25 protein-coding genes are annotated in these 24,513 nt (G+C 71.5%); 8 read left to right on the forward strand and 17 right to left on the reverse strand.

Annotated elements, in window-relative coordinates; all coding sequences use genetic code 11:
* Positions 1–25 precede the first annotated feature (25 nt).
* The gene (gene dapD, locus ACIOD1_RS21620; RefSeq protein ID WP_401903988.1) at positions 26–1,006 is read right to left on the reverse strand and encodes a 2,3,4,5-tetrahydropyridine-2,6-dicarboxylate N-succinyltransferase; all 981 of its coding nucleotides are present in this window, start codon (positions 1,004–1,006) and stop codon (positions 26–28) included.
* A gap of 9 nt (positions 1,007–1,015) precedes the next feature.
* Positions 1,016–2,263, reverse strand: a complete 1,248-nt coding sequence (locus ACIOD1_RS21625) for an MFS transporter (protein ID WP_401904216.1) — start codon at positions 2,261–2,263, stop codon at positions 1,016–1,018.
* 92 nt (positions 2,264–2,355) lie between these two features.
* On the opposite strand from ACIOD1_RS21625, the gene ACIOD1_RS21630 reads away from it, so the two are divergent.
* Positions 2,356–3,228, forward strand: a complete 873-nt coding sequence (locus ACIOD1_RS21630) for a winged helix-turn-helix transcriptional regulator (protein ID WP_365623998.1) — start codon at positions 2,356–2,358, stop codon at positions 3,226–3,228.
* Positions 3,229–3,362: 134 nt separating this feature from the next.
* Here the strand turns inward: ACIOD1_RS21630 and ACIOD1_RS21635 are convergent, their stop codons facing one another.
* Together ACIOD1_RS21635 and ACIOD1_RS21640 are read right to left on the reverse strand one after the other, a co-directional pair.
* Positions 3,363–3,902, reverse strand: a complete 540-nt coding sequence (locus ACIOD1_RS21635) for a TetR/AcrR family transcriptional regulator (RefSeq protein WP_401903992.1) — start codon at positions 3,900–3,902, stop codon at positions 3,363–3,365.
* Positions 3,902–4,225 carry a multidrug efflux SMR transporter gene (locus tag ACIOD1_RS21640; protein WP_365624002.1) on the reverse strand — a complete coding sequence of 108 codons (324 nt, stop codon included), beginning with the start codon at positions 4,223–4,225 and terminating at the stop codon, positions 3,902–3,904. Before ACIOD1_RS21640 ends, ACIOD1_RS21635 begins: the two co-directional genes overlap by 1 nt.
* A gap of 119 nt (positions 4,226–4,344) precedes the next feature.
* Between ACIOD1_RS21640 and ACIOD1_RS21645 the strand changes: the two genes are divergently transcribed.
* Positions 4,345–5,187 (forward strand): hypothetical protein, encoded by an 843-nt coding sequence (locus ACIOD1_RS21645; protein ID WP_365624004.1) that lies wholly within the window; start codon positions 4,345–4,347, stop codon positions 5,185–5,187.
* Here ACIOD1_RS21645 and ACIOD1_RS21650 read toward each other — a convergent pair.
* The 10 genes from ACIOD1_RS21650 to ACIOD1_RS21695 form a co-directional block, all read right to left on the reverse strand.
* Positions 5,174–6,574, reverse strand: a complete 1,401-nt coding sequence (locus ACIOD1_RS21650; protein ID WP_401903995.1) for a hypothetical protein — start codon at positions 6,572–6,574, stop codon at positions 5,174–5,176. The genes ACIOD1_RS21645 and ACIOD1_RS21650 overlap by 14 nt on opposite strands.
* Before the next feature lie 165 nt (positions 6,575–6,739).
* Entirely contained in the window at positions 6,740–7,087 is a 348-nt protein-coding gene (locus ACIOD1_RS21655; protein ID WP_365624006.1) for a metal-sulfur cluster assembly factor, read from the reverse strand.
* Positions 7,084–7,545, reverse strand: coding sequence for a Fe-S cluster assembly sulfur transfer protein SufU (sufU, locus tag ACIOD1_RS21660; protein WP_365624008.1), 462 nt, complete (start codon positions 7,543–7,545; stop codon positions 7,084–7,086). The genes ACIOD1_RS21655 and sufU overlap by 4 nt, the downstream gene beginning before the upstream one ends.
* An 18-nt stretch (positions 7,546–7,563) precedes the next feature.
* Positions 7,564–8,820 (reverse strand): cysteine desulfurase, encoded by a 1,257-nt coding sequence (locus tag ACIOD1_RS21665; RefSeq protein ID WP_365624010.1) that lies wholly within the window; start codon positions 8,818–8,820, stop codon positions 7,564–7,566.
* Complete coding sequence (gene sufC, locus ACIOD1_RS21670) at positions 8,817–9,581, reverse strand: Fe-S cluster assembly ATPase SufC (protein ID WP_365624012.1); 765 nt, start codon at positions 9,579–9,581, stop codon at positions 8,817–8,819. The genes ACIOD1_RS21665 and sufC overlap by 4 nt, the downstream gene beginning before the upstream one ends.
* Before the next feature lie 7 nt (positions 9,582–9,588).
* Positions 9,589–9,906, reverse strand: a complete 318-nt coding sequence (locus ACIOD1_RS21675) for a bifunctional 3-phenylpropionate/cinnamic acid dioxygenase ferredoxin subunit (protein WP_365624014.1) — start codon at positions 9,904–9,906, stop codon at positions 9,589–9,591.
* On the reverse strand, positions 9,906–11,117 hold the full coding sequence (gene sufD / locus ACIOD1_RS21680) for a Fe-S cluster assembly protein SufD (protein ID WP_365624016.1): 1,212 nt from the start codon (positions 11,115–11,117) through the stop codon (positions 9,906–9,908). The genes ACIOD1_RS21675 and sufD overlap by 1 nt, the downstream gene beginning before the upstream one ends.
* A gap of 75 nt (positions 11,118–11,192) precedes the next feature.
* Positions 11,193–12,608: a Fe-S cluster assembly protein SufB gene (gene sufB / locus ACIOD1_RS21685; protein ID WP_365624018.1), complete on the reverse strand. Its 1,416-nt coding sequence runs from the start codon at positions 12,606–12,608 to the stop codon at positions 11,193–11,195.
* Positions 12,605–13,342, reverse strand: coding sequence for an ArsR family transcriptional regulator (locus ACIOD1_RS21690; protein ID WP_365624020.1), 738 nt, complete (start codon positions 13,340–13,342; stop codon positions 12,605–12,607). Before ACIOD1_RS21690 ends, sufB begins: the two co-directional genes overlap by 4 nt.
* A gap of 119 nt (positions 13,343–13,461) precedes the next feature.
* Positions 13,462–14,253 carry a formate/nitrite transporter family protein gene (locus ACIOD1_RS21695; protein ID WP_365624022.1) on the reverse strand — a complete coding sequence of 264 codons (792 nt, stop codon included), beginning with the start codon at positions 14,251–14,253 and terminating at the stop codon, positions 13,462–13,464.
* A 123-nt stretch (positions 14,254–14,376) separates the two neighbouring features.
* On the opposite strand from ACIOD1_RS21695, the gene ACIOD1_RS21700 reads away from it, so the two are divergent.
* From ACIOD1_RS21700 to ACIOD1_RS21715, 4 genes are all read left to right on the forward strand, one after another.
* Entirely contained in the window at positions 14,377–15,303 is a 927-nt protein-coding gene (locus tag ACIOD1_RS21700) for an ABC transporter ATP-binding protein (RefSeq protein WP_365624024.1), read from the forward strand.
* Positions 15,300–16,067, forward strand: coding sequence for an ABC transporter permease (locus ACIOD1_RS21705; protein WP_365624026.1), 768 nt, complete (start codon positions 15,300–15,302; stop codon positions 16,065–16,067). The genes ACIOD1_RS21700 and ACIOD1_RS21705 overlap by 4 nt, the downstream gene beginning before the upstream one ends.
* Before the next feature lie 82 nt (positions 16,068–16,149).
* Entirely contained in the window at positions 16,150–17,286 is a 1,137-nt protein-coding gene (locus ACIOD1_RS21710; RefSeq protein ID WP_401904001.1) for a hypothetical protein, read from the forward strand.
* A 4-nt stretch (positions 17,287–17,290) separates the two neighbouring features.
* Complete coding sequence (locus ACIOD1_RS21715; RefSeq protein WP_401904003.1) at positions 17,291–18,280, forward strand: heme A synthase; 990 nt, start codon at positions 17,291–17,293, stop codon at positions 18,278–18,280.
* A gap of 63 nt (positions 18,281–18,343) precedes the next feature.
* On the opposite strand, the gene ACIOD1_RS21720 is transcribed toward ACIOD1_RS21715, so the two are convergent.
* The 3 genes from ACIOD1_RS21720 to ACIOD1_RS21730 all read right to left on the reverse strand — a co-directional run bounded on the left by ACIOD1_RS21720 (position 18,344) and on the right by ACIOD1_RS21730 (position 20,972).
* Positions 18,344–19,438: an amidohydrolase gene (locus tag ACIOD1_RS21720; protein ID WP_401904005.1), complete on the reverse strand. Its 1,095-nt coding sequence runs from the start codon at positions 19,436–19,438 to the stop codon at positions 18,344–18,346.
* A gap of 205 nt (positions 19,439–19,643) precedes the next feature.
* Complete coding sequence (locus ACIOD1_RS21725) at positions 19,644–20,009, reverse strand: hypothetical protein (protein ID WP_365624032.1); 366 nt, start codon at positions 20,007–20,009, stop codon at positions 19,644–19,646.
* Between the two features lie 15 nt (positions 20,010–20,024).
* Positions 20,025–20,972, reverse strand: a complete 948-nt coding sequence (locus ACIOD1_RS21730) for a heme o synthase (protein WP_365624034.1) — start codon at positions 20,970–20,972, stop codon at positions 20,025–20,027.
* A 299-nt stretch (positions 20,973–21,271) separates the two neighbouring features.
* Between ACIOD1_RS21730 and tkt the strand changes: the two genes are divergently transcribed.
* On the forward strand, positions 21,272–23,359 hold the full coding sequence (gene tkt / locus ACIOD1_RS21735) for a transketolase (protein ID WP_365624036.1): 2,088 nt from the start codon (positions 21,272–21,274) through the stop codon (positions 23,357–23,359).
* A gap of 35 nt (positions 23,360–23,394) precedes the next feature.
* A complete protein-coding gene (gene tal / locus ACIOD1_RS21740) occupies positions 23,395–24,513 on the forward strand; it encodes a transaldolase (protein WP_365624038.1) in 1,119 nt (372 codons plus the stop codon).

Here is a 24,513-nt window from a genome sequence, read left to right on the forward strand (position 1 = left end):
GGGGCGCTCTTCGCGTGCGGGTACGTCAGTTGTGGCTGTGCAGGACCTCGTTCAGGCCGCCCCAGGTGGCCTTGTACGGGCGGGCCTCGACGGTGCCGGTGACCGAGTTGCGGCGGAAGAGGATGTTGTCGGCGCCGGAGAGCTCCAGGGCCTTGACGACCGCGCCGTCCGGCAGGGTGACGCGGGTGCCCGCGGTGACGTAGAGGCCGGCCTCGACGACGCACTCGTCGCCCAGGGCGATGCCCACGCCCGCCTCGGCGCCGATCAGGGTGCGCTCGCCGATCGAGATGATCTGCTTGCCGCCGCCCGAGAGGGTGCCCATCGTGGAGGCGCCGCCGCCGATGTCGGAGCCGTCGCCGACCACGACGCCCGCCGAGATGCGGCCCTCGACCATGGAGGTGCCCAGGGTGCCCGCGTTGAAGTTGACGAAGCCCTCGTGCATGACGGTCGTGCCCTCGGCGAGGTGCGCGCCGAGGCGGACGCGGTCGGCGTCGGCGATGCGCACGCCCTTGGGGGCGACGTAGTCGGTCATGCGGGGGAACTTGTCGATCGAGGTGACCTGGAGGTGCAGGCCCTCGGCGCGGGCGTTCAGGCGGACGGTCTCGACCTGGTCGACGGGAACCGGGCCGAGCGAGGTCCAGGCCACGTTGGCCAGCAGGCCGAAGACGCCGTCCAGGTTCTGGCCGTGCGGCTTGACCAGGCGGTGGCTCAGCAGGTGCAGGCGCAGGTACGCGTCGTGCGCGTCCAGCGGCTTGTCCTCCAGGGAGGCGATGGCGGTGCGGACGGCTACGACCTCGACCCCGCGGACCGCGTCCGAGCGGATGGCCTTGGCCGCGGCGGCGCCCAGCAGCTCCACGGCCCGCTCGGCGGTGAGGCGCTCGGTGCCGGCCGGGCCGGGCTCGGCGGTCAGGGCGGGGGCGGGGAACCAGGTGTCGAGGACGGTGCCGTCGGCGGCGATGGTGGCAAGTCCGGCGGCGACGGCGCCGGTGGTACGCGTAGCAGTCATGCCCGAAACCTAACCGGCGACGGCCCGCGCCCGCGAACCGGTCTCATGTGCCGGGCGCGCCCCGGGCCCGGCCGGGCCCGCCCCCCGCTCGCGTGCCGACAGGCGGATCAGGACCGCCCCGGCCCCGGCGGCCAGCCCGGCGCACAGCGGCCACAACAGCCCGGGGGCCGCCGCGTACAGGGCCCCTCCCAGGGGGGCGGCGAGGACGGTCCCACTGACCGACACCCCGGCGTACAGGCTCTGGAAGCGGCCGACCGCGTGCTCGGGGGCCCGGTCCGCCACGAAGGCGGTGGCGGTGGTCTTGTACAGGATCTCGCCCAGGCTCAGCAGCACCATCATGGTGACGGCGCTCGCGATCCCGGCCCCGGCCAGTAGGGCCGCGTAGCCGGCGCCGACCAGGACCAGGCCGCTGCCGATGACGGCGAGGGGCGGCCGGTCGCGCAGGGCGACGGCCGCGGGCAGCTCCAGGAGGAGGATGACCGCGCCGTTGAGGGCGATGACCAGCCCGAAGGTCCCTACGTCGAAACCGTAGTCGGCGAGGAAGACCGGGAAGACGTAGTACTGCTGCCGGTAGACCACGTCGGCGACCAGGACGGCGCCGAGCAGGACCGCCACGGTGGGCCGGGCACGCAGTTCGGCCAGGAGCCCGCCGCGACCGGAACCCCCGTCCCCTGCCGCGGCGGGCGCCCTGGCGGCGCCGCGCGCCGGAACGGCGCGGGCGGTCCAGAGGGCGAAGAAGAGGGTGCCGAGCCCGTCCGCGAGGAACAGCCAGTCGTACGAGGCGCCGGCCGCGATCAGGGCCCCCAGCGGCGGGCCGAGGGCGAAGCCCCCGTTGGACGCGCACCGCACGACGGCGAAGGCCTGCCGCCGGGCCCCCTCGGCCACGGTCACGGCGACGAGCGCGGAGTTCGCCGCCCGCACCACGCCCGAGGCGTACTGGGCCAGCGGCAGGGCCGCGTAGAGGAGGGAGGTCGACAGCAGCGGCACGCCCATCAGGGTCAGGCCGCCGACGGTCGAGGCGGCGAGCAGCACGCGGCGGTGGCCGAAGCGGTCGCCGTACCAGCCGCCCGTGAAGTTGCCGGCGACCAGGCCGACGCCGCCGATGCCGGTGACCACGCCCGCCTCGGCGGCGCCGAGGCCGCGCGGGCCGGTCAGGTAGAGGAAGACGAAGACGAAGGTGAAGCTGACGACGGCATTGACGAACACCCCCGCAGCCAGCAGCCACACGACCCTCGGTACGTCCTTGAACCCCTGCAGCACACCGTGTCCCCCCGCACTCCCGAGTCAGTTCCCTTTAGGAACTGACTATGTCAGCATGACAGCCTGGGGTCAACGGACAAAGGAGTGCCATGGCCCAGCGCACACACCTCGGCGACGCGGACTGCTCCATCGCCCAGGCGCTCGACGTGGTGGGCGACTGGTGGACGCTGCTGATCGTGCGTGACACCGCGCGGGGGCTGCACCGCTTCGACGAGCTCCAGCACGAGCTGGGCGTCTCCCGCAAGGTGCTCGCCGAGCGACTCAAACTGCTGGTCGAGGCCGGGGTGTTGACGCGCGAGCCGTACCAGGAGCGCCCGGTGCGGCACGAGTACCGGCTGACCCCGCGCGGACGGGGCCTGCTGCCCGTCCTGGTCGCCCTCCAGGACTGGGGTGACACCTGGGTGCTGGGAGAGGGAGAGATGACGGCGACGACCGAAGAATCCTCGAAGGAGGCCGTACGGGTCCACGCGCTGCGCGGCACCCGACTGCCGGAGCTGCTGCTGCCGGACCGGTTCGGCGAGTCCCGCGATCCGGTGGCGGACACGCCGTTCACCGTCCTGTACTGCTTCCCCGGGGCGTACGCCCGGGCCGACTCCTACCCGCCGGGCTGGGGCTCGATCCCCGGCGCGCCGGGCTGCACCCTGGAGTCGTGCACCTTCCGCGACATGCTCGCGGAGTTCACCGCGGCCGGCGCGACGGTCCACGGGGTCTCGACCCAGCGCCCCGACGAGCAGCGGGAGTTCGCCGAGAAGGAGGGGCTGCGCTTCCCGCTGCTCTCGGACGCGGGGTTGGACCTGGTGACGGCCCTGCGGCTGCCGACCTTCCGCGCGGCGGGGGTGAGCCGGATCAAGCGGCTGACCCTGGTCGTGGACCGGGAGCGGACCGTGCGCGAGGTGTTCTACCCGGTCCGGGACATCGAGGCGAGCGTGGCGGCGGCCCTGGCCGCGGTCCGCGCGAGCTGACCGGGGCGGCCCTCCGGTAGCCCCCGGTAGCCGTCCAACCCATCGGCCCCTCCGACCCCGTCGGGCCCTCCAACCCCCTTCGGACCCCTCGACCCCTTCAGCCCCTCCAACCCCCTTCGGACCCCTCGGCCCCTTCAGCCCCGGTGGCCCAGAACCCGGGTCAGGACCTCGTGGGCGTACGCCTCCTCGTACGGGGCGTCGGTGAGCAGGACCTGGAGGGTGATGCCGTCCATCACCGCCACCAGCGCGCGGGCCGTCACCGGGTCGACGCGCCCGGCCAGGGCGTGCGCCACCGCCTCTCCCCACTCGGCCGCGACCAGGCGCAGCGCGGGGCGGCGCAGGGCCTCCAGGTACAGCTCGTACTCCAGCGCGGCGCGCCCCCGGTCGGCCGTCAGGGCCTCGCCGAGCAGGCGGGCCAGCGCACCGGCCAGGTCCTCGCCGTCCCGGACGGTCAGCGCGGGGGCGTAGCCCTCGTTGGCCTGGCGCAGGGCCGCGACGAGGAGGTCGTCCAGGGTCGCGAAGTGGTAGGTGGTCGAGCCGAGCGGGACGTCCGCCTCCGCCGCCACGCTGCGGTGGGTGAGCCCGGCGATCCCCTTGGCGGCCATCACCCTGATCGCGGCGTCGATGATGCGACGGCGGCGGCGCGGGTCGTGGCGGCGCGTTGTCGGGGCCATCAGTGGCTCGCCCCGCCCAGGTTGAGGAGGACCACCCCACCGATGATCAGCGCGATTCCGCCGAGCTTGGCCGCGGTGGCCGCCTCGCCCATGAAGAGGATGCCGATCGCGGCGATGGCGGCGGTGCCGACGCCGGCCCAGATCGCGTACGCGGTGCCGACGGACATGGACTTCAGGGTCTGCGCGAGCAGGGTGAAGGCGATGAGGTAGCCGAGCACCGTGCCCAGCGAGGGCCACAGCCGGGTGAAGCCCTCGCTGTACTTCATGGCGGTGGTCCCGGCGACCTCGGCGGCGATGGCCGCGGCGAGCAGTACGTAAGGCATGTGTACGACGGTACACACGAACGAATCCCGATGCGTACAGGTGTACACAGGCAGACCCCGGGACACCTCGTCGATCCGGGACTACGGTGTCCCCCACTCAGGGGACAGGGGGCCCGCGCATGGCGCAGCAATGGACCCACCGGGGCGGCGGTTGGCTACCCCCTCGGCAACCCCGGCCGGGCGTGGTGCCCCTGCGCCCGCTGGCGCCCTCCGAGATCGCGGGCGGCGTCTTCACCCTCCTGGGCCGCTACGGCGGTCGGTTGTACGGCGCCCTGCTGCTCGGGCAGCTCGGGGCGGCCCTGCTGGTCGCGGCGGCGGCCGGGGCCGCCCTCGCGGGCTCGCTGAGCCGGCGGGCCGACAGCCGGGTCTTCGTGTGGACCCTGCTCCCCGCCACGGCCCTGTTCCTGCTGTTCACCTGCGCCCTGGCCACGGCCCTGACGGCCGTCCTGCTGCGACCGGCGGTGCTCGGCCGCTCCGTCACCGCCTCCGGGCTGCTGCGGGCCGCGCTCCCGGCGGTGCCCCGGGTGCTCGGCGCCCAGCTCGTGGCCCTGCTCGCCTCGGCGGGACCGGTGGCGGCGGTGGTCCTCGCGGGGCTCCCGTCGGCGGTGCTGTTGCCCCTGGCCCCGGTCGCCGTGTGGGTCGGGGTGCTGTTCGTCCTGGCGCCCCTCGCGGCCGGGTTCGAGGGGCTGGGCCCACTGGCCGGGCTGCGGCGCTCGGCCGCGCTGGTGCGGGGCTCCTGGTGGCGGACCCTGTGGGTGGTCGCCCCGTCCGCGGCCCTGACGGCGGCCGCCGCCGTCGCCCTCCCGCTGCGGCTGGGGGTGGCGGGGGCGCTGGTGGCGCTGTTCCTGCTCCCGGTCTTCCCCCAGCTGCCCGCCGGGCTGCTCTACGTGGACCGCCGGATCCGCCGCGAGCCCCTGACGGAGGCCCTCGCGGCGGATCCGGAACCGGTCATCCCAGCCTGAACCAGGCCGCCCGGGACTTCTTCCACTCCGGGTGGGCGAGGTCCTTGGCCTCGGTGCCGTCGCCGTAGAGGTCGGCGGCGCCGTTGTCGGTGAGGAGCTGGACGCGGGCGCCGGGCGCCCTCAGGTCGGGCACGGACACGACGGCTTCCCAGGCGCCCGCGTCGGCGGTCGGCAGGTCCACGCGCTTGCGCGGGGCGTGGCCGGGGACGCCGTCCCACTGGTAGAGGGCGTACGGGTCGGTGTTGTCGTCGGCGGCGAAGGAGCCGGCCAGGATCAGGTACTGGTCGGCGGCGTTCTTGCGGACGTCACGGACGGCGAGGCCGCCGAGGTCCCACTCGATCGGCTCGCCGAAGACGGGCTTCTCCCCCGCCGCGACGACCCGGTCGAAGTTGACGACGGGCACGACCAGCGCCTTGCCACCGGGGACGGCCGGGGCCAGCGGGGCGCGAAAGCCCAGGTAGGCGGTGGTCGTGGAGCCGGGGGCGAACTCCAGACCCTCCACGTTGAAGCCGTCGATCCGCTTGGGCACCCGGCCGGCGGCGGTGCCGGCCGCGAAGCCGTAGCGGTCGCCGTGGGCGGCGTCCCAGGCGACGAGGTCCTCGCGCAGGCCCTTGTAGGCGGCGGTGAAGGTGATCTCGGTGGCGGCGCCGGAGCCGGTGATCTTCGTGGTGAAGACCGTGTTGCGCTCCGCCTTGTACTTGCCGTCCTTGTTGTTGCCGAGCGAGCCGGTCCAGTAGACGGTGTTCCCGACGCGGGTGGCGGCCTCGATGTCGGCCTCCTTCTTCACCCCGAGCGCGGGACCGAGGTCCCAGGTCTTCACCGGGGCGCCGGAGCGGGAACGGTCGTACAGGCGCAGCACGTTCGACTCGTCGTCCGCGACCAGCGCGTAGCCGCCGCCGACGTCCACGGCCGCCGAGGCGTCGGAGGAGCCGGTCAGGTAACGCGTGGAGAGCGCGCCGGCCGCGGGGGCCGAGGCCGCGTAGGAGAGCACGGCGGTGGCGGTCTTCCCGCCGCGCCCGGTCACCCGGAGGGTCAGGTCGGTGTATCCCCGGCCGTGCGCCCGGACCGTCAGCTTCCGGTCACCGCGCGGGGTGCGCTCCTGGCGTACGTCCCCCACCGCGGCCACGGCCGGATTGCTGGACCCGATCACCTGGAGGCGCAGGAACCCGTCCGGGACCCCGGCCTGGCCGAGGTCCACGGTGACCGACGGTTCCCCGAGGGCTCCCACCGCGCCGGACAGGTACGGGGTGGACAGGGAGATCGTCGGCGTGGCGGGGTCGGCGGCCTCGGCGTGCGCGGGCGCGGTCGGCCCGGCCAGCAGCAGGGCCGCGGCTCCGGCCGCGCCGAGGGCTCCGTACCGGCGTGCGACGGAAGAGCGTGCGGTCACGGATGGTCCTCTCGTGTGCGCCGTCACCACGTGACGGCCGTCGAGAAGATTCGGCCACCGTGGCCAACTCTCCGTGCACTTCATCTGTCCTCCCGGCGAACAGCGGGCCGGAAAACAGGGAGGACCCCCGGCACGACCGTGCCGGGGGTCCTCCTCGTACGTCGCTCAGACGTTGAAACCGAGCGCGCGCAGCTGCTCACGGCCATCGTCCGTGATCTTGTCCGGGCCCCACGGGGGCATCCAGACCCAGTTGATGCGAAGTTCGTTGACGATGCCGTCCGTCGCCGACTTCGCCTGGTCCTCGATGACGTCCGTCAGCGGGCAGGCCGCCGAGGTCAGGGTCATGTCGAGGGTGGCGATGTTCGCGTCGTCGACGTGGATGCCGTAGATCAGGCCCAGGTTGACGACGTCGATGCCCAGCTCGGGGTCGACCACGTCGTAGAGGGCCTCGCGGACCTCTTCCTCGGTGGCCGGCTTGATCGACGCCGCTTCGGGCGTCGCGTTCTCGGTCATGCCGTCTTCCTCTCCGCGTCGCCCAGAGCCTGGGCGGTCGCGTCCTTCCAGGCCATCCAGCTCAGCAGAGCACATTTCACACGGGCCGGATACTTGGAGACGCCGGCGAACGCCACGGCGTCCTCCAGCACCTCCTCCATGGCCTCGTCGGGCTCGATCTTGCCCTTGGACTGCATCAGCTCCAGGAACGCGGCCTGGATCTTCTGCGCGTCCGCCAGCTCCTTGCCGACGAGCAGCTCGTTCAGCACGGACGCGCTGGCCTGGCTGATGGAGCAGCCCTGGCCCTCGTAGGAGACGTCGGTGAGCGTCTCCCCGTCGTACTTCACGCGCAGCGTGATCTCGTCGCCGCACGTCGGGTTGACGTGGTGCACCTCGGCGTCACCGTCGCGCAGGCCACGGCCGTGCGGGTGCTTGTAGTGGTCCAGGATCAGTTCCTGGTACATCGAATCCAGCTTCACAACGTCCTCGTCGCCTCGTCAGCCGAAGAAGTTCCGTACGTGCTCCAGCCCGTCGATCAGTGCGTCGACCTCGGCCGGAGAGGAGTACAGGTAGAAAGACGCTCGCGTCGTCGCAGGAATTCCGTAGCGCAGGCAGACCGGGCGCGCGCAGTGGTGTCCCACGCGGACCGCGATGCCCTGCTCGTCCAGAACCTGGCCGACGTCGTGCGGGTGGATGTCACCCAGCGTGAACGAGATCGCCGCGCCGCGGTCCTCGGCCGTGGTGGGGCCGATGATCCGCAGGTCGGGCACCTCCAGGAGGCGCCTGACCGCGTACTCGGTGATCGCGTGCTCGTGGGCGGCGATCTTGTCCATGCCGATCGCGCTCAGGTAGTCCACGGCCGCGCCGAGGCCTACGGCCTGGGCGATCGGGGGCGTACCGGCCTCGAACTTGTGCGGCGCGGGAGCGTACGTCGACGAGTGCATCGACACGGTCTCGATCATCTCGCCGCCGCCGAGGAACGGCGGAAGGTCCTCCAGCAGCTCCTGGCGGCCCCACAGGACGCCGATGCCGGTCGGGCCGCACATCTTGTGACCGGTGAAGGCCACGAAGTCGGCGCCGAGGGCCTGGACGTCCAGGGGCATGTGGGGAGCGGCCTGCGAGGCGTCGATCAGCACCAGCGCGCCGACCTCCTGCGCGCGCCGGACGATCGCGTCGACCGGGTTGACCGTGCCCATGATGTTGGAGACCAGCGTGAAGGAGACGATCTTCGTCTTCTCCGTGATGACCTCTTCGATGTTGGACAGGTCGAGCCGGCCGTCGTCGGTGAGGCCGAACCACTTCAGCTTCGCGCCGGTGCGCTGCGAGAGCAGCTGCCACGGGACGATGTTGGAGTGGTGCTCCATCTCCGTGATGGCGATCTCGGTCTCGCGGTCGACCCGGTAGGGCTCGTCCGCCCAACCGAGCATGTTCGCGACCAGGTTGAGCGACTCCGAGGCGTTCTTGGTGAAGATCACCTCGTTGCGGCTCGGCGCGTTGATGAAGGCGGCGACCTTGTCGCGGGCGCCCTCGTACAGTGCCGTGGCCTCCTCGGCGAGCACGTGCACGCCGCGGTGGACGTTTGCGTTGTGCTGCTCGTAGTACTCGTTCAGCGCGTCGAGCACCTGGCGCGGCTTCTGGGAGGTCGCCGCGTTGTCCAGGTAAACGATCTTCTTCCCATCGTGGACCACACGATCCAGCAGGGGGAAGTCCTTGCGGATCGCCTCGGTGTCGAGGAGGCCAGGCAGCTGTGTCACGCGGTCGCGCCACCCTTCACGTACTTGTCGTAGCCCTCGGCCTCCAGCTGGTCGGCCAGCTCGGCGCCGCCGGAGTCGGCGATGCGACCGTTGGCGAACACGTGCACGAAGTCGGGCTTGATGTAGCGCAGGATGCGCGTGTAGTGAGTGATCAGCAGGGTGCCGACCTCACCCGTCTCGCGGACGCGGTTGACGCCCTCCGAGACGACGCGCAGCGCGTCGACGTCCAGGCCGGAGTCGGTCTCGTCGAGGATCGCGATCTTCGGCTTGAGGAGCTCCAGCTGGAGGATCTCGTGGCGCTTCTTCTCGCCGCCGGAGAAGCCCTCGTTGACGTTGCGCTCGGCGAAGGCCGTGTCCATCTGGAGCTGCTCCATGGCGGACTTGACCTCCTTCACCCAGGTGCGCAGCTTGGGGGCCTCGCCGCGGATGGCCGTGGCCGAGGTCCGCAGGAAGTTGGAGACCGAGACGCCGGGGACCTCGACCGGGTACTGCATGGCGAGGAACAGGCCGGCGCGGGCGCGCTCGTCGACGGACATCTCCAGGACGTCTTCGCCGTCGAGGGTCACGGTGCCACCGGTGATGGTGTACTTCGGGTGCCCGGCCAGCGAGTACGCCAGCGTGGACTTGCCGGAGCCGTTCGGACCCATGATGGCGTGCGTCTCACCCTGCTTGACGGTGAGGTCGACGCCCTTGAGGATCTCGCGGGCGCCGTTTTCGGCCTCGACGGAGACGTGCAGGTCGTGGATTTCAAGCGTTGCCATGGATACCTCAGGACTCCTGGGTGAGGGAGACGAGCACGTCGTCCCCTTCGATCTTTACGGGGTAAACGGGTACGGGGCGCGTCGCGGGAAGACCGGAGGGCTTGCCGGTGCGCAGGTCGAAGGCCGACCCGTGCAGCCAGCACTCGATCATGCAGTCCTCGACCTCGCCCTCCGAGAGGGAGACGTTCGCGTGCGAGCAGATGTCGTTGATCGCGAACACCTCCCCGTCGGTGGAGATGATGGAAACCGGCGTGCCGTCGAGTTCCACCCGCTTGGGGGTGTTCTCCTCCAGCTCGCTCAGCCCACAGGCCTTGACGTAGGACATCAGACGGAACCCTGGAGCTCGGTCTCGATCTTGGTGAGCAGGCGCTCCTCGATGTCGTCGACACCGATCTGCTGGACGAGCTCGGCGAAGAAGCCGCGCACGACCAGACGACGGGCCTCGCCGGCCGGGATGCCGCGCGACTGGAGGTAGAAGAGCTGCTCGTCGTCGAAGCGGCCGGTCGCGGAGGCGTGGCCGGCGCCGACGATCTCGCCGGTCTCGATCTCCAGGTTCGGCACCGAGTCGACCCGCGCGCCGTCCGTGAGGACGAGGTTGCGGTTCATCTCGTAGGTGTCGGTGCCCTCCGCGGTCTTCTCGATGAGCACGTCACCGATCCAGACGGCGTGGGCGTCCTGGCCCTGGAGCGCGCCCTTGTAGACCACGTGCGACTTGCAGTGCGGGGCGCTGTGGTCGACCAGGAGGCGGTGCTCCTGGTGCTGGCCGGCGTCCGTGAAGTACAGGCCGAACAGCTCGGCCTCGCCGCCGGGGCCGGCGTAGTTCACGCGCGGGTGGAGGCGCACGAGGTCGCCGCCGAAGGTGACCACGATCGACTTGAAGGTCGCGTCGCGGCCGACCAGCGCGTTGTGCTGGGAGACGTGGACGGCGGTGTCGTCCCAGTCCTGCACCGAGACCACGGTGAGCTTGGCGCCGTCGCCGACGAGGAAGTCGACGTTGGCGGCGCGCACGCCGTCACCGGTGTGGTCGATGACGACGACGGCCTCGGCGAAGGCCTTGATGTCGAAGACCGTGTGGCCGAAGGTCGTGCCGCCCTCGCCGTGCAGCGAGACGCGCACGGGCTCGGTCAGGACGGCCTCCTTGGGCACGGTGACGACCGTGGCCTTGGTGAAGGAGGAGAACGCCTGGGCGGCGACCCGGTCGACCGGGGCGCCTCCCTTGCCGACGCGGACGTCGTCGCGGTCGACGGACTCGATCGTGACGACGTCGGGCGCGTCGATCTGCGCCTTCATCGTGCCGTTGGCGACCGCGGTGCCGTCGTGCAGACCCTTGAGGCGGGCGAGCGGGGTGAACCGCCACTCCTCCTCGCGTCCGTTCGGAACCGGGAAGTCGGCCACGTCGAAGGACGGGGGCGCGCTCATCCGGGTGGCGACGGTGGACTCGGCGGCCACCGCGATCGCGCCGGCGGTGGTGGATCCCGCCGCGGGGGTACCTCCCTGAACCGAGGGGTTCTTGGGGGCGTTCTGAGCCTCAGCCATGGCTGTCGTGTTGCTCGCTCTCTGAAAAGCAGTGCCTGCGTCGAAGAATGTGCTGCGGTAGTCGGGCGGTCGGAACTATCCGACCGAGCCCTCCATCTGCAGCTCGATCAGCCGGTTGAGTTCCAGCGCGTACTCCATCGGGAGTTCCTTCGCGATGGGCTCGACGAAACCGCGCACGATCATGGCCATGGCCTCGAACTCGGTCAGACCGCGGCTCATCAGGTAGAAGAGCTGGTCGTCGGAGACCTTGGAGACGGTGGCCTCGTGGCCCATGGACACGTCGTCCTCGCGGACGTCCACGTAGGGGTACGTGTCGGAGCGGGAGATCGTGTCGACGAGCAGCGCGTCGCACAGCACGTTGGACTTGGAGCCGTGGGCGCCCTCGCCGATCTCGACGAGACCGCGGTAGGAGGTGCGGCCGCCGCCTCGCGCCACCGACTTGGAGACGATGTTCGAGGAGGTGTTCGGCGCCATGTGGACCATCTTGGAGCCGGCGTCCTGGTGCTGGCCCTCGCCCGCGAAGGCGATGGAGAGGGTCTCGCCCTTGGCGTGCTCGCCCATCAGGTAGACGGCCGGGTACTTCATGGTGACCTTGGAACCGATGTTGCCGTCGATCCACTCCATGGTCGCGCCCTCGTACGCCACGGCGCGCTTGGTGACCAGGTTGTAGACGTTGTTCGACCAGTTCTGGATGGTCGTGTAGCGGCAGCGGCCGCCCTTCTTCACGATGATCTCCACCACGGCGCTGTGCAGCGAGTCCGAGGAGTAGACCGGGGCGGTGCAGCCCTCGACGTAGTGGACGTAGGCGTCCTCGTCGACGATGATCAGCGTCCGCTCGAACTGGCCCATGTTCTCCGTGTTGATGCGGAAGTAGGCCTGGAGCGGGATGTCGACCTTCACGCCCTTGGGGACGTAGATGAAGGAGCCGCCCGACCACACGGCGGTGTTCAGGGAGGCGAACTTGTTGTCGCCGACCGGGATGACCGTGCCGAAGTACTCCTGGAAGAGCTCCGGGTACTCCTTGAGCGCGGTGTCCGTGTCGAGGAAGATGACGCCCTGCTCCTCCAGGTCCTCGCGGATCTGGTGGTAGACGACCTCGGACTCGTACTGGGCCGCGACACCGGCGACGAGGCGCTGCTTCTCCGCCTCGGGGATGCCGAGCCTGTCGTACGTGTTCTTGATGTCCTCGGGCAGGTCCTCCCAGGAGGTCGCCTGCTTCTCGGTCGAACGCACGAAGTACTTGATGTTGTCGAAGTCGATGCCCGAGAGGTCGGAACCCCAGTTGGGCATGGGCTTCTTGCCGAACAGCTTGAGGCCCTTGAGGCGGAGGTTCAGCATCCACTCCGGCTCGGACTTCTTCGCCGAGATGTCGCGGACGACCTCTTCGGACAGACCCCGCTTGGCCGTGGCTCCGGCCGTGTCGGAGTCGGCCCAGCCGTATTCGTAGGTGCCCAGGCCATCGAGCTCAGGGTGAGCAGTCTCCGTGGTCATGCGGGGTTCCTCCCGGCCGTACTTGCTGCTGCTGATGTGTCGGTCTGTGTGGCGCTTCGCGGAATGAACGTGGTGCACACCCCGTCGCCGTGGGCGATCGTGGCGAGGCGCTGCACATGCGTCCCGAGCAAACGGGAGAAGACCTCGGTCTCCGCCTCGCAGAGCTGCGGGAACTGCTCGGCCACGTGCGCGACCGGGCAGTGGTGCTGACAGAGCTGTTCGCCGCTGTGCGGACCGGGAGCGCTCTTCGCCGTAGCAGCGTACCCGTCCGTGGTCAACGCCTTGGCAAGGGCCTCCGCGCGGCCCCCCGGGGCAGCCGCCTCGACGGCTTCCCGGTAGGGCTCCGCCTGGGTCTCCATGCGGGCTCGGGCGAAGGCGGCGACGGCCGCCTCTCCCTGTTCCCCGCCCCCGACGGCCTGCGCGATCCAGCGCAGGGCGTCCGCGGCGAGGGTGTCGTAGGACTGGTCGAAGGCATCGCGCCCGCAGTCGGTGAGTGCGAAGACCTTGGCGGGCCGACCTCGGGTGCGTGCGCCGTACACGCGCTGCTCACGGGCTTCGACGACGTCGTCGGTGACGAGCGTGTCGAGGTGGCGGCGGACGGCGGCCTGGGTGAGGCCGAGGCGCTGCGCGAGGTCGGCGACGGTGGAGGGGCCGTGGTCCAGGATGGAGCGCGCCACCCGGTTGCGGGTTGACCGCTCCCCGGTAGCGAGTTCCCCCTGGGGGGCCTCGATCATCCGTTCGCCGTATTTCACAACGCCATTGTTGCGTAATTAGTCCAGCTCCGACAAGCCGTGATGGAAGCCACTCGTGGTGGCCTCCATCACTAAGGGTTACCTAATTTATCTACGGAGAGTTAATCGGAGCCCATCGCTCCGGACTCTCGGTGGGCACCGCCGGTGAACCAGTACACGGCTCCCACCAGCAATCCTCCGCCCACGATGTTCCCGGGGACCGTGAACATCAGATTACGGAAAAGATCACCGAAAGACGCTGAGCCATCCAGGATCGCCAGGCTGAAAAGAGCCATGTTCGCGACACAGTGTTCGAATCCGACGGCCACGAAAACGGCCACGGGCAGCCACAGGACGAAGATTTTGGCCGCGTCGCCCCGGGCCCGGGTGAACATCCAGATCGCCAGGCAGACGAGCATGTTGCAGAGCACCGCGCGCCAGAAGAGCTGGCCACCGCCGAGCGCGATCTTCCCGTGCACCATCTCGGTGAGCATGGCCCGCGCCGAGGGGGAGGAGGTCACCCCGGAGGCGTGCACCATCGCCCCGAAGGCGAAGGCCCCGACCAGGTTGCCCGCGAGCGAGAGGCCCCAGGAGGCCAGCAGGTCGCGCGGTCCGGTCCGCCCCGACAGGGCGCCGACCAGCATCACCATCACGTTGCTGGTGAACAGCTGGGCCCCGGCGAACATCACGATGGTCAGGGCGATCGGGAAGACCGCGCCCTCCAGCAGCTTCACCGCCGCCGAGCCCTTGGCCACGAACGGCGAGATCGCCACCAGCAGCAGCACCTCGCCGACGCCGATGTACGCCCCCGCGAGCATCGCCGAGACGAAGTAGCGCGGCGGGTGCCCGAGGTCGTGGGCCTTGTGCTCGGCCTGCCCCGAGGTGGCTTCGACGTTCTGAGCGATGCTGTTCACCATTCAACGCTAGGCCCGCGCACGGTCCCGACACCGCGTGAAAAGGTCACCAACCGACGGGTCCCTGACCCCGCCACCCCCAGGACCAAGGACCCCCTCCCGGGCTCCGTAGACTCACCCACCATGAGCAACGACCCCGCCGTGGAGATCCGCGGACTGGTGAAGCGCTACGGCACCAAGACCGCGGTGGACGGCCTGGACCTCACCGTCCCCGCCGCCGCCGTCACCGCGGTCCTCGGCCCCAACGGCGCGGGCAAGACCACCACCGTGGAGACCTGCGAGGGCTACCGCCGCCCCGACGCGGGCACCGTCCGCGTCCTCGGCCTCGACCCGGTCGCCCGGGCCGAGGCGCTGCGCCCCCGGATCGGCGTGATGCTCCAGTCCGGCGGGGTCTACTCCGGCGCCCGCGCCGTGGAGATGCTGCGCCACATGGCGAAGCTCCACGCGAACCCCCTGGACGTCGACCCCCTCGTGGAACGCCTCGGCCTCGGCGGCTGCGGCCGGACCCCCTACCGCCGCCTCTCCGGCGGCCAGCAGCAGCGGCTCGCCCTGGCCATGGCCGTCGTCGGCCGCCCGGAGCTGGTCTTCCTGGACGAGCCGACCGCCGGCCTCGACCCCCAGGCCCGCCGCGCGACCTGGGACCTCGTACGGGAACTGCGCGCCGACGGGGTCTGCGTCATCCTCACCACCCACCACATGGACGAGGCCGAACAGCTCGCCGACGAGGTCGCCATCCTGGACGCCGGGCGGGTCATCGCCCACGGCAGCCCCGAGCAGCTGTGCCGCGGCGGCGCCGAGAACACCCTGCGCTTCACCGGCCGCCCCTCGCTCGACCTCGCCTCCCTGCTCAAGGCCCTCCCCGACGGCACCGAGGCCGCCGAGCTCCTCCCGGGCTCCTACCGGGTCACCGGCGCCGTGGACCCCCAGCTGCTGGCCACCGTCGCCTCCTGGTGCGCCCAACACGGCGTGATGCCCAGCAGCCTCTCCGTGGAGCGGCACACCCTCGAAGACGTCTTTCTGGAGCTCACGGGCAAGGAGCTGCGCGCATGAGCGCCGGTACGTTCACCCCCCGACCCGGGGCCGCCCCCGTGTCCCGCATGATCGCCGCGCAGACCGCGCTGGAGACGCGGATGCTGCTGCGCAACGGCGAGCAGCTGCTGCTGACCGTGATCATCCCGGCCCTGCTGCTGGCCCTCTTCTCCTCCGTCGACATCGTGGACACGGGCGCGCGGAAGTCCGTGGACTTCCTCGCCCCCGGCGTCCTCGCCCTCGCCGTGATGTCGACCGCCTTCACCGGTCAGGCCATCGCCACCGGCTTCGACCGCCGCTACGGGGTCCTCAAGCGGCTCGGGGCCTCACCGCTGCCGCGCTGGGCCCTGATGGCCGCCAAGACCCTGTCGGTGCTGGTCACCGAGGTGCTCCAGATCGCCCTGCTGACGGCCATCGCGTTCGCGCTGGGCTGGTCCCCGCACGGCAACCCCCTCGCGGTCGCCGCGCTGCTCCTGCTCGGCACCGTCGCCTTCTCCGGGCTCGGCCTGCTGATGGCGGGCACCCTCAAGGCCGAGGCCACCCTGGCCGCGGCGAACCTGGTCTTCCTGTTGCTGCTGGTCGGCGGCGGGGTGATCGTGCCGCTCGACAAGTTCCCCGGAGCCGTCCGGTCGGCGCTGGAGCTGCTGCCCATCTCGGCCCTGTCCGACGGTCTGCGCGAGGTGCTGCAACACGGGGCCCCGCTGCCGTGGGCGGATGCCGGGATCCTGGCGGTCTGGGCGGTGCTGGGACTGGGCGCGGCGGCGAAACTCTTCCGCTGGGAGTGAATCCCTTCCGTCGGGCGTTGGCGAAGCAGGAGGATGACCGCCTCCGTACATCAGCGACGCACGACCGAGCCGGGGGGTGGGCATGGCGCAGCGGGAGGCCGTTCTGCGGCTGGACGGACAGTGGGCGCGCATCCGGTCGGGGGCCGCTCACGCGACGCCCGAGGAGAGCGAGCGGTTGCTCGGCGAGCTGATCGGCGCCCTGCGCGAGCCCGCCCGGACCGACGCCGAGTGCGCGGCCCGGCTGGGGCTGCGCCTGGGCGACCTGGCGGCGCGCCGGTTCGCGGCCGGGGACCGGGCCGGAGCCCTGGCCGCCCTTGAGGAGGGGCTCCACCACGGGCAGCAGGCCGCCGGGCACGCCCCGGAGTACGCCCGCTGGTACGCCCGGAGCCTGATCAATCAGGGGGTCTGGCTGGCCTGGCCGCTGAGCGACGGGGGCCGGCTGCCCCGGTACCCGCTCGGCGAGGCCGGCGAGAGCGGCCCGGCCCCGATGGAACGGGCGGCCGGCGAGCGGGCCCGTGACCTGACCCGGGCCGCCGTCGAGGTGTGGGCGGGGCTGGACCAGCACGATCCGGTCAACCGGCGGGGCCTCGCCCAGGCCAAGGTGTTCCTCGGGGACCGCCTCGCCGAGCTGGGGTTCGCGGCCGACGCCGTCGCCTGGGCGGTGGACGCCGAGGCCGGGTTCCGCCGGCTGCTGCTCGACGGTCCCGGTCCCGAAGAGGCCCAGGAGGCCGAGGAGGCCCTGGACCACATCGGCCGGCAGCTGGAACTGCGGCTGCGCTTCCTGGGCTTCGACTCCCTCGCCGGCCTGCGCGCGGACGGCCTGCTGCCCGAACGGCTGCTGCCCCAGGCCGTGGTCGCCGCCTTCGTCCAGGGCGTACCGGAGCCCGCGATCGCCACCCGGCTGGGCCTGGACCCCGATCAGGTGGCGACCATGCTGGAGGTCACCCCCTGGGTCGCGGTGTGGCGGATCGAGGTGCGCGGGGTCGACGGGCTGTGGACCGTACAGCCGCCGCCCTGGCAGGGCGGCACCGAGGTGAGGAACCGGACGGCGGCGGACGTGGGGGACGAGCTGGTCCGGGGGTTCACCGCTTCGACCGCGTACCCGGGCGAGGCCGGCCGCTGGCGCGTGCGGGTCTGGTGGCACGCCGAGGGCGACCCGGCCGGAGCCAGGTTCCGCCTGGTCATCGGACCGGACGCGGCGACCGGCACCCCCTCGTGAAAGTTTGCACAAGGCGACGTTTACGATAGGGGCCGTGTTGAACCCATTCGCATACATCGCCGCCCGCTGGACTCCGTCACCCCGGATCGTCCGACGGGCCGCGGCCGCGGCGCTCCTGATGAGCGTGGTCATCGTCGTCACCGGCGGCGCGGTGCGGCTGACCGGCTCCGGTCTCGGCTGCGACACCTGGCCCAAGTGCACCGACGACAGTCTGATCGTGACGCAGGCCCAGGGCTTCCACGGCGCCATCGAGTTCGGCAACCGCATGCTGACGTACGTGCTCTGCGCGGCCGTCGGCTGGGTCGTCCTCGCGGCCCGTTCGGCCAAGCCGTGGCGGCACTCGCTGACGAGGCTCGGGTGGCTCCAGTTCGCCCTCGTGATGGGCAACGCGGTCCTCGGCGGCATCACGGTCCTGACGGGGCTCAACCCGTACAGCGTGGCCGGGCACTTCCTGCTGGCCACCAGCCTGATCACCGTCACCACCGTCACCTGGCAGCGCACCCGCGAGGGCGACGGCGCCCCCCGACCGCGCGTGCCGGGTCCGGTGCGCAAGCTGTCGTGGGCGCTGGTCGCGGCCACGCTGCTGCTGATCGCGGCGGGCACCGTCGTCACCGGCTCGGGCCCGCACGCCGGCGACAGCAGCGAGATCCGGCGCATGCCCTTCGACTGGGCCGCCACCGCCCATGTGCACGCGATCGCCGCCTGGGTGGTGTGCGCGCTGGCCGTCGCCATCTGGCTGGTGCTGCGCGTGGTCGACGCCCCCGTCGACACCCGGGCCCGTGCCCGTGACCTGTTGGTCGTGCTGCTCGCCCAGGGCGCCATCGGCTACGTCCAGTTCTTCACCGATGTCCCCGAGGCCCTCGTCGCCGCGCACATGCTCGGCTCCTGCCTGGTCTGGATCTCCGTGGTGCGCGTGGTCCTGAGCCTGCGCGAGCGCCCCTCCGGGAGCGTCGGCGCGCCGGCCGAGGGCGAAGCGGAACTCGCGTCGGTCTGACGGCCCGAGGGCGACCCCGGCGGGCCGAGGGCCCCGGGCCGCCCGGTTCGCCGGCGCCGCCCCTCAGCCGCGCTCGTCCAGCCGGTAGACCCGCCGGGCGTTGCCGGCCGCGACCATCCACGCCACCCGGTCGGCGTCCCGCCGGCTCCAGGCCCCGTCGGCGACCCACCCCCCGAGCACCCGGCCCAGGGCCTCGCGGAACACCAGGGCCGCGACCGCGTGCAGTTCGGGCAGGTGCCGGCCCCCGCTGGAGAAGAGCAGCTTGCCGAAGGGGGCCAGCTCCAGCAGTTCGGCCAGTACGGCCGCGGCCCGGGCACCGGTCTGCGCCGAAGCGGCCCCGAGGTCGGCGTGGACGTGGGCGTACCCGGCCGCGAGCCGCGCCGCGCCCCGGTGGTACGGGTACCCGCCGAGCAGCACCAGCGCCGCGCCCAGGCCCCCGGTGGCCCGTACGAACCCGGTCAGCGCTTCCGGCTCCGCCTCCCCGACGTGCAGTTGCAGCGGGAGTCCGGCCGCGACGGCGCTCCACACCAGGTGCCGCAGCAGCACGGGGTCCCGTACGGCCCCGCCCCTGCCCCGCGCGGCCAACCACCGCCCCGCGGCCCCCCGCACCTCACCCGGCCCCGGCGGCTCGGGGTCGTCGGCCAGCGCGGCGGCGTACCCGGATCCCGGCCCGCAGCCGAAGGCGACGGCTCCGGCGGCGCCGTGGTGGACGGCCCCGGCGAGGTTGGCGAGGAAGGCGGCCACCGTCCCGGAGGTGTCGGCGGCCTGCTCGGCCAGCAACTCCAGCCGGACCACCTCGAAGGCCTCCGCTCCCCCGTCCAGGGCCAGCTCCTTGGGCCCGGTGAGGTCGGCGGGCTCCCCCGTGTCGACCAGGTAGGCCCCCACCCCGGACCCCCGCAGCAGCCTGCGCCCGGCCTCGGCGGCTCCCAGCTCGCGGCGCCGGGCCAGATAGCGGGCCGGCGGGCAGTGCGGCTCCAGCCCCAGCAGGGGCGGGCACCAGCGGCGCACGGCGAAGCCGGTCTGCGTGTCGAAGAAGGTCGTGCCCGCGGCGGGCGGGCCCTGCGAGGGGATCAGCAGGGCCTCGAAGGTGCCGAGTCCCAGCTCCGTGCGGAGCACTCCCTGGCAGTGCTGGTCCACCAGGGGCGGCGTTTCGATCATCCGGGCATCCCGTTGCGGACGTGGGGAAGGTGCTTCCACACGTCCTAACGGGTGAGCGGGTGCGAGGTGTCGCTCGCGGGGGCCACTCGCACAGGCGGGTGCGCGGCGGAGCGCCGCGCGGACCCGGCCCGCGGGGGCCCCGCCCGGACCCGTGAAGGGGCGACCGGACCGGAAGGGGCCTGGGCCGTGCGGATCCGAAAGACCCTTAGGCCGGGTTCGCGGGGCCGCCGATCTGGATGCCCGCCATGCGGGTCCACTCGTACGGACCCGTCTTGACCCGGGCGGCGAACTCCCCGTCGAACTCCTCGTGGAGGGTCAGGCCCGCCTTCTCGGCGGCCTGCTCGGCCACCGCGTAGGTCGGGGCCACGAGGTCGCCCCAGCCGCCGTCGGTGCCGACGAGGACGATGCGGGTGCCCGCCTGCCCGATGTGCGCGAGCTGTCCCTCGGCGCCGCCGTGCCGCTTGGCGAACGCGCCGATCTGCTTGGCCAGCCTCGCCGCCGTGCGGCTCTGCTTCTTGTCCGCGGTCTCCGCGGCCTGCGTGCTCTCCGGGGTCTCTGCCATGGAAGGCATGCTACCGGTGAGTAATCAGCGGAGGAAGGGATCCACGGCCACCGCCACGAAGAGCAGCGACACGTAGGTGATCGACCAGTGGAACAGTCGCATCTCCTTGAGCTTCGCGCCCGTCACGTCGGACTTCGCCCGGGCGTTCAGCGCGTGCGCCTCCCACAGCCACCAGCCGCCCGCCAGCAGCGCCACGGAGGTGTAGAACCAGCCCGTGTACCCCAGCGGGGTGAGCAGCAGCGAGACGGCGACCATCACCCAGCTGTAGATGACGATCTGACGGGCGACGACCTTGTTGCCCGCGACGACCGGCAGCATCGGCACGCCGACCCGCGCGTAGTCGTCCTTCACCTTCATGGACAGCGGCCAGTAGTGCGGGGGCGTCCAGAAGAAGATGACCAGGAAGAGGATGAGCGCGGCCCAGGAAAGCTCGTTCGTCACCGCCGACCAGCCGATGAGCACCGGCAGGCAACCCGCGATGCCGCCCCACACGATGTTCTGCGCGGTGCGCCGCTTCAGGATCATCGTGTAGACCACGACGTAGAAGAGGAGAGCGCCGAGCGAGAGCGCGGCGGAGAGCCAGTTGATCAGGAGCCCGAAGAAGAGGGTCGAGATCACACCGAGCGAGATGCCGAAAACCAGACATTCTCGCGGGCTCACCATCCCGGTCACCAGCGGCCGCTGGGCCGTACGGTCCATCAGCGCGTCGATGTCGCGGTCGATGTACATGTTCAGCGCGTTGGCGCCACCGGCGGAGAGGTAGCCGCCGAAGCAGGTGGCGAGCACCAGCCACAGCGACGGCACTCCCTGCTCGGCGAGGAACATCACCGGCACGGTGGTGATGAGCAGAAGCTCGATGATCCGCGGCTTGGTCAGCGCCACGAAAGCCATGACGCGGGCCCCGAACGGCCGGTGACCGGGGCTCGTCCCGAGTACCCCCGCTGGACGGGATTCGACGGCCGTCACGCACACCCCTGAGAGAGAATCCAGCAAGTCCGACCGGGGCGCCTCCAAGATGAAGGTCCGGTAAAGGCTTGCGCGTACCACGCCACTCTAGACGTTGCGCTTACCCCGCCCCGCGCGGGGGTCCCCTCGTGTTGGGCCGATCGGACCGGCCGGCCGGCCGGCGGATGAACGGCGGATGCCGACCCGGCGACGCACCACGAGCACTCGAATAGCCGCACGCCCTCACGGGGGTAGGCTCGGAATCGCGTCCGGTGCAACGTTCGTCACCGGAAAAACAAACATGTGGAGAGGAGCCCTGACCCACGGTGAGCACCAAGCCGACCACCACAGAGCTCGAGTGGACCGAACTGGACCAGCGGGCCGTCGACACCGCCCGCATCCTGGCCGCGGACGCGGTCCAGAAGGTCGGGAACGGCCACCCCGGTACGGCGATGAGCCTGGCCCCCGCCGCGTACACCCTGTTCCAGAAGGTCATGCGGCACGACCCGTCCGACCCGGACTGGGTCGGCCGTGACCGTTTCGTGCTCTCCGCAGGGCACTCGTCCCTGACCCTCTACACCCAGCTCTACCTGGCCGGATTCGGCCTGGAGCTGGAAGACCTGGAAGCCTTCCGCACCTGGGGCTCCAAGACCCCCGGTCACCCGGAGTACGGTCACACCACGGGCGTCGAGACCACCACCGGCCCGCTGGGCCAGGGCATCGCCAACGCGGTGGGCATGGCCATGGCATCCCGCTACGAGCGCGGTCTGTTCGACCCGGAGGCCGCCGCGGGCGCCTCCCCGTTCGATCACATGATCTACGCGATCGCGGGCGACGGCTGCCTCCAGGAGGGCATCTCCCACGAGGCGTCCGCCCTGGCCGGCCACCAGAAGCTCGGCAACCTCGTACTGCTGTGGGACGACAACCACATCTCCATCGAGGGCGACACCGAGACGGCCGTCTCCGAGGACACCCTCAAGCGCTACGAGGCCTACGGCTGGCACGTCCAGCGCGTCGCCCCGCAGGCCAACGGCGACCTCGACCCGAAGGCGCTGTACGAGGCCTTCGTCGCCGCCAAGGCCGAGACGGACCGCCCCTCCTTCATCGCGGCCCGCTCGATCATCGCCTGGCCCGCCCCGGACGCCCAGGGCACCGAGGCCGCGCACGGCTCGGCGCTCGGCAACGACGAGGTCGCCGCGACCAAGCGCGTGCTCGGCTTCGACCCGGAGAAGAGCTTCCAGGTCGCCGACGAGGTCATCGCCCACACCCGCAAGGCGCAGGACCGCGGCCGTGACGCCAAGGCCGCCTGGGAGAAGGACTTCTCCGCCTGGCGCACCGCCAACCCGGAGCGCGCCGCCTCGTTCGACCGCATCAACGCGAACGAGCTGCCCGCCGGCTGGGAAGACAAGATCCCCGCCTTCGAGACCGGCAAGGGCGTCGCCACCCGCGCGGCCTCGGGCAAGGTCCTGGAGGCGCTCGGCGCGATCATCCCGGAGCTGTGGGGCGGCTCGGCCGACCTCGCCGGCTCCAACAACACCACCATCGACAAGAACTCCTCGTTCCTGCCGGTGGGCAACCCGCTGCCGGAGGCCGACCCGTACGGCCGCACCATCCACTTCGGCATCCGCGAGCACGCCATGGCCGCGGCCATGAACGGCATCACGCTGCACGGCCACACCCGCGTCTACGGCGGCACCTTCCTGGTGTTCTCCGACTACATGCGCAACGCCGTCCGCCTGTCCGCGCTGATGCACCTGCCGGTGACGTACGTGTGGACGCACGACTCCATCGGCCTCGGCGAGGACGGTCCGACCCACCAGCCGGTCGAGCACGTCGCCGCCCTGCGCGCCATCCCGGGCCTGAACGTGGTCCGCCCTGCCGACGCCAACGAGACGGCCGTCGCCTGGCGCCAGATCCTGCGCCGCCACACCAAGGTGTTCGGCAAGGGCGCCCCGCACGGTCTGGCGCTCACCCGCCAGGGCGTGCCGACCTACGACCGCAACGAGGACGCCGCCAAGGGCGGGTACGTGCTCTTCGAGGCGGAGGGCGGTCCCGCCGAGGTCGTCCTGATCGGCACCGGCTCCGAGGTCCAGCTCGCCGTCGCCGCCCGCGAGGCGCTCCAGGCCGAGGGCGTTCCCGCCCGCGTGGTCTCGATGCCCTGCGTCGAGTGGTTCGAGGAGCAGACCCAGGAGTACAAGGACAGCGTCCTGCCGCCCTCCGTCAAGGCGCGCGTCGCGGTCGAGGCCGGCATCGGCCTGACCTGGCACCGCTACGTCGGTGACGCGGGCCGCATCGTCTCGCTGGAGCACTTCGGTGCCTCGGCCGACGGCGCCGTCCTGTTCCGCGAGTTCGGTCTGACCGCCGAAGCGGTGACCGAGGCCGCCAAGGCCTCCCTCGCCGCCGCCGCGCGCTGACACCGGTACCCGACCCAGTAGGAGATGCAATTCCCATGACAGACGCACTCAAGCGCCTCTCCGACGAGGGCGTGGCGATCTGGCTGGACGACCTGTCCCGCAAGCGCATCACGTCCGGCAACCTCGCCGAGCTGATCGACCAGAGCCACGTGGTCGGTGTCACCACCAACCCGTCGATCTTCCAGAAGGCGATCAGCAGCGGTGACGGCTACGAGCAGCAGCTCACCGACCTCGCCGCCCGCAAGGTCACCGTCGAAGAGGCGATCCGCATGATCACCACGGCGGACGTCCGCGACGCCGCCGACATCCTGCGCCCCGTCTACGACGCCACCCAGGGTCAGGACGGCCGGGTGTCGATCGAGGTCGACCCCCGTCTGGCGCACGAGACCACGGCGACGATCGCCGAGGCCAAGCAGCTCGCCTGGCTGGTGGACCGTCCGAACACCCTGATCAAGATCCCGGCGACGAAGGCCGGCCTGCCGGCGATCACCGAGGTCATCGGCAAGGGCATCAGCGTCAACGTCACGCTGATCTTCTCGCTGGAGCGCTACCGCGCGGTCATGGACGCCTACCTGGCGGGCCTGGAGAAGGCCAAGGCCGCCGGCCTGGACCTGTCCAAGATCCACTCGGTCGCGTCCTTCTTCGTGTCCCGCGTGGACAGCGAGATCGACAAGCGCCTCGACGGCGTCGGCAGCGACGAGGCGAAGGCCCTGAAGGGCAAGGCGGCCCTCGCCAACGCCCGTTTGGCCTACGAGGCCTTCGAGGAAGTCTTCTCGGGCGAGCGCTGGGCGGCCCTGGACAAGGCGCAGGCCAACAAGCAGCGTCCGCTGTGGGCCTCGACCGGCGTCAAGGACCCCGCGTACAAGGACACCCTGTACGTGGTGGACCTGGTCGCCCCGGGCACCGTGAACACGATGCCCGAGGCCACCCTGGAGGCCACCGCCGACCACGGCGTCGTCGCCGGTGACACCATCCGCGGCACTTACGAGCAGGCGCGCGCCGAACTCGACGCGATCGCGAAGCTGGGCATCTCGTACGACGATGTGGTGCAGGTGCTTGAGGACGAAGGCGTCGAGAAGTTCGAGGCGTCCTGGATTGACCTGCTGAAGTCGACCGAGGCGGAGCTCAAGCGCCTTGCCCCCACGGAGGCCTGA

This window comes from Streptomyces sp. NPDC088097, from assembly GCF_044741845.1.
Lineage (GTDB): Bacteria > Actinomycetota > Actinomycetes > Streptomycetales > Streptomycetaceae > Streptomyces.

Bases quoted from the DNA above. Each gene is read 5' to 3' on its own strand.
- ACIOD1_RS21640 (WP_365624002.1), bottom strand. From the start codon at position 4,225: ATGCCTTACGTACTGCTCGCCGCGGCCATCGCCGCCGAGGTCGCCGGG.
- ACIOD1_RS21630 (WP_365623998.1), top strand. From the start codon at position 2,356: ATGGCCCAGCGCACACACCTCGGCGACGCGGACTGCTCCATCGCCCAG.
- ACIOD1_RS21700 (WP_365624024.1), top strand. From the start codon at position 14,377: ATGAGCAACGACCCCGCCGTGGAGATCCGCGGACTGGTGAAGCGCTAC.
- ACIOD1_RS21645 (WP_365624004.1), top strand. From the start codon at position 4,345: ATGGCGCAGCAATGGACCCACCGGGGCGGCGGTTGGCTACCCCCTCGG.
- ACIOD1_RS21635 (WP_401903992.1), bottom strand. From the start codon at position 3,902: ATGGCCCCGACAACGCGCCGCCACGACCCGCGCCGCCGCCGTCGCATC.
- ACIOD1_RS21705 (WP_365624026.1), top strand. From the start codon at position 15,300: ATGAGCGCCGGTACGTTCACCCCCCGACCCGGGGCCGCCCCCGTGTCC.
- dapD (WP_401903988.1), bottom strand. From the start codon at position 1,006: ATGACTGCTACGCGTACCACCGGCGCCGTCGCCGCCGGACTTGCCACC.
- sufD (WP_365624016.1), bottom strand. From the start codon at position 11,117: ATGGCTGAGGCTCAGAACGCCCCCAAGAACCCCTCGGTTCAGGGAGGT.
- ACIOD1_RS21655 (WP_365624006.1), bottom strand. From the start codon at position 7,087: ATGACCGAGAACGCGACGCCCGAAGCGGCGTCGATCAAGCCGGCCACC.
- ACIOD1_RS21675 (WP_365624014.1), bottom strand. From the start codon at position 9,906: ATGTCCTACGTCAAGGCCTGTGGGCTGAGCGAGCTGGAGGAGAACACC.
- ACIOD1_RS21725 (WP_365624032.1), bottom strand. From the start codon at position 20,009: ATGCCTTCCATGGCAGAGACCCCGGAGAGCACGCAGGCCGCGGAGACC.
- tal (WP_365624038.1), top strand. From the start codon at position 23,395: ATGACAGACGCACTCAAGCGCCTCTCCGACGAGGGCGTGGCGATCTGG.
- ACIOD1_RS21720 (WP_401904005.1), bottom strand. From the start codon at position 19,438: ATGATCGAAACGCCGCCCCTGGTGGACCAGCACTGCCAGGGAGTGCTC.
- ACIOD1_RS21710 (WP_401904001.1), top strand. From the start codon at position 16,150: ATGGCGCAGCGGGAGGCCGTTCTGCGGCTGGACGGACAGTGGGCGCGC.
- ACIOD1_RS21690 (WP_365624020.1), bottom strand. From the start codon at position 13,342: ATGATCGAGGCCCCCCAGGGGGAACTCGCTACCGGGGAGCGGTCAACC.
- sufC (WP_365624012.1), bottom strand. From the start codon at position 9,581: ATGGCAACGCTTGAAATCCACGACCTGCACGTCTCCGTCGAGGCCGAA.
- sufB (WP_365624018.1), bottom strand. From the start codon at position 12,608: ATGACCACGGAGACTGCTCACCCTGAGCTCGATGGCCTGGGCACCTAC.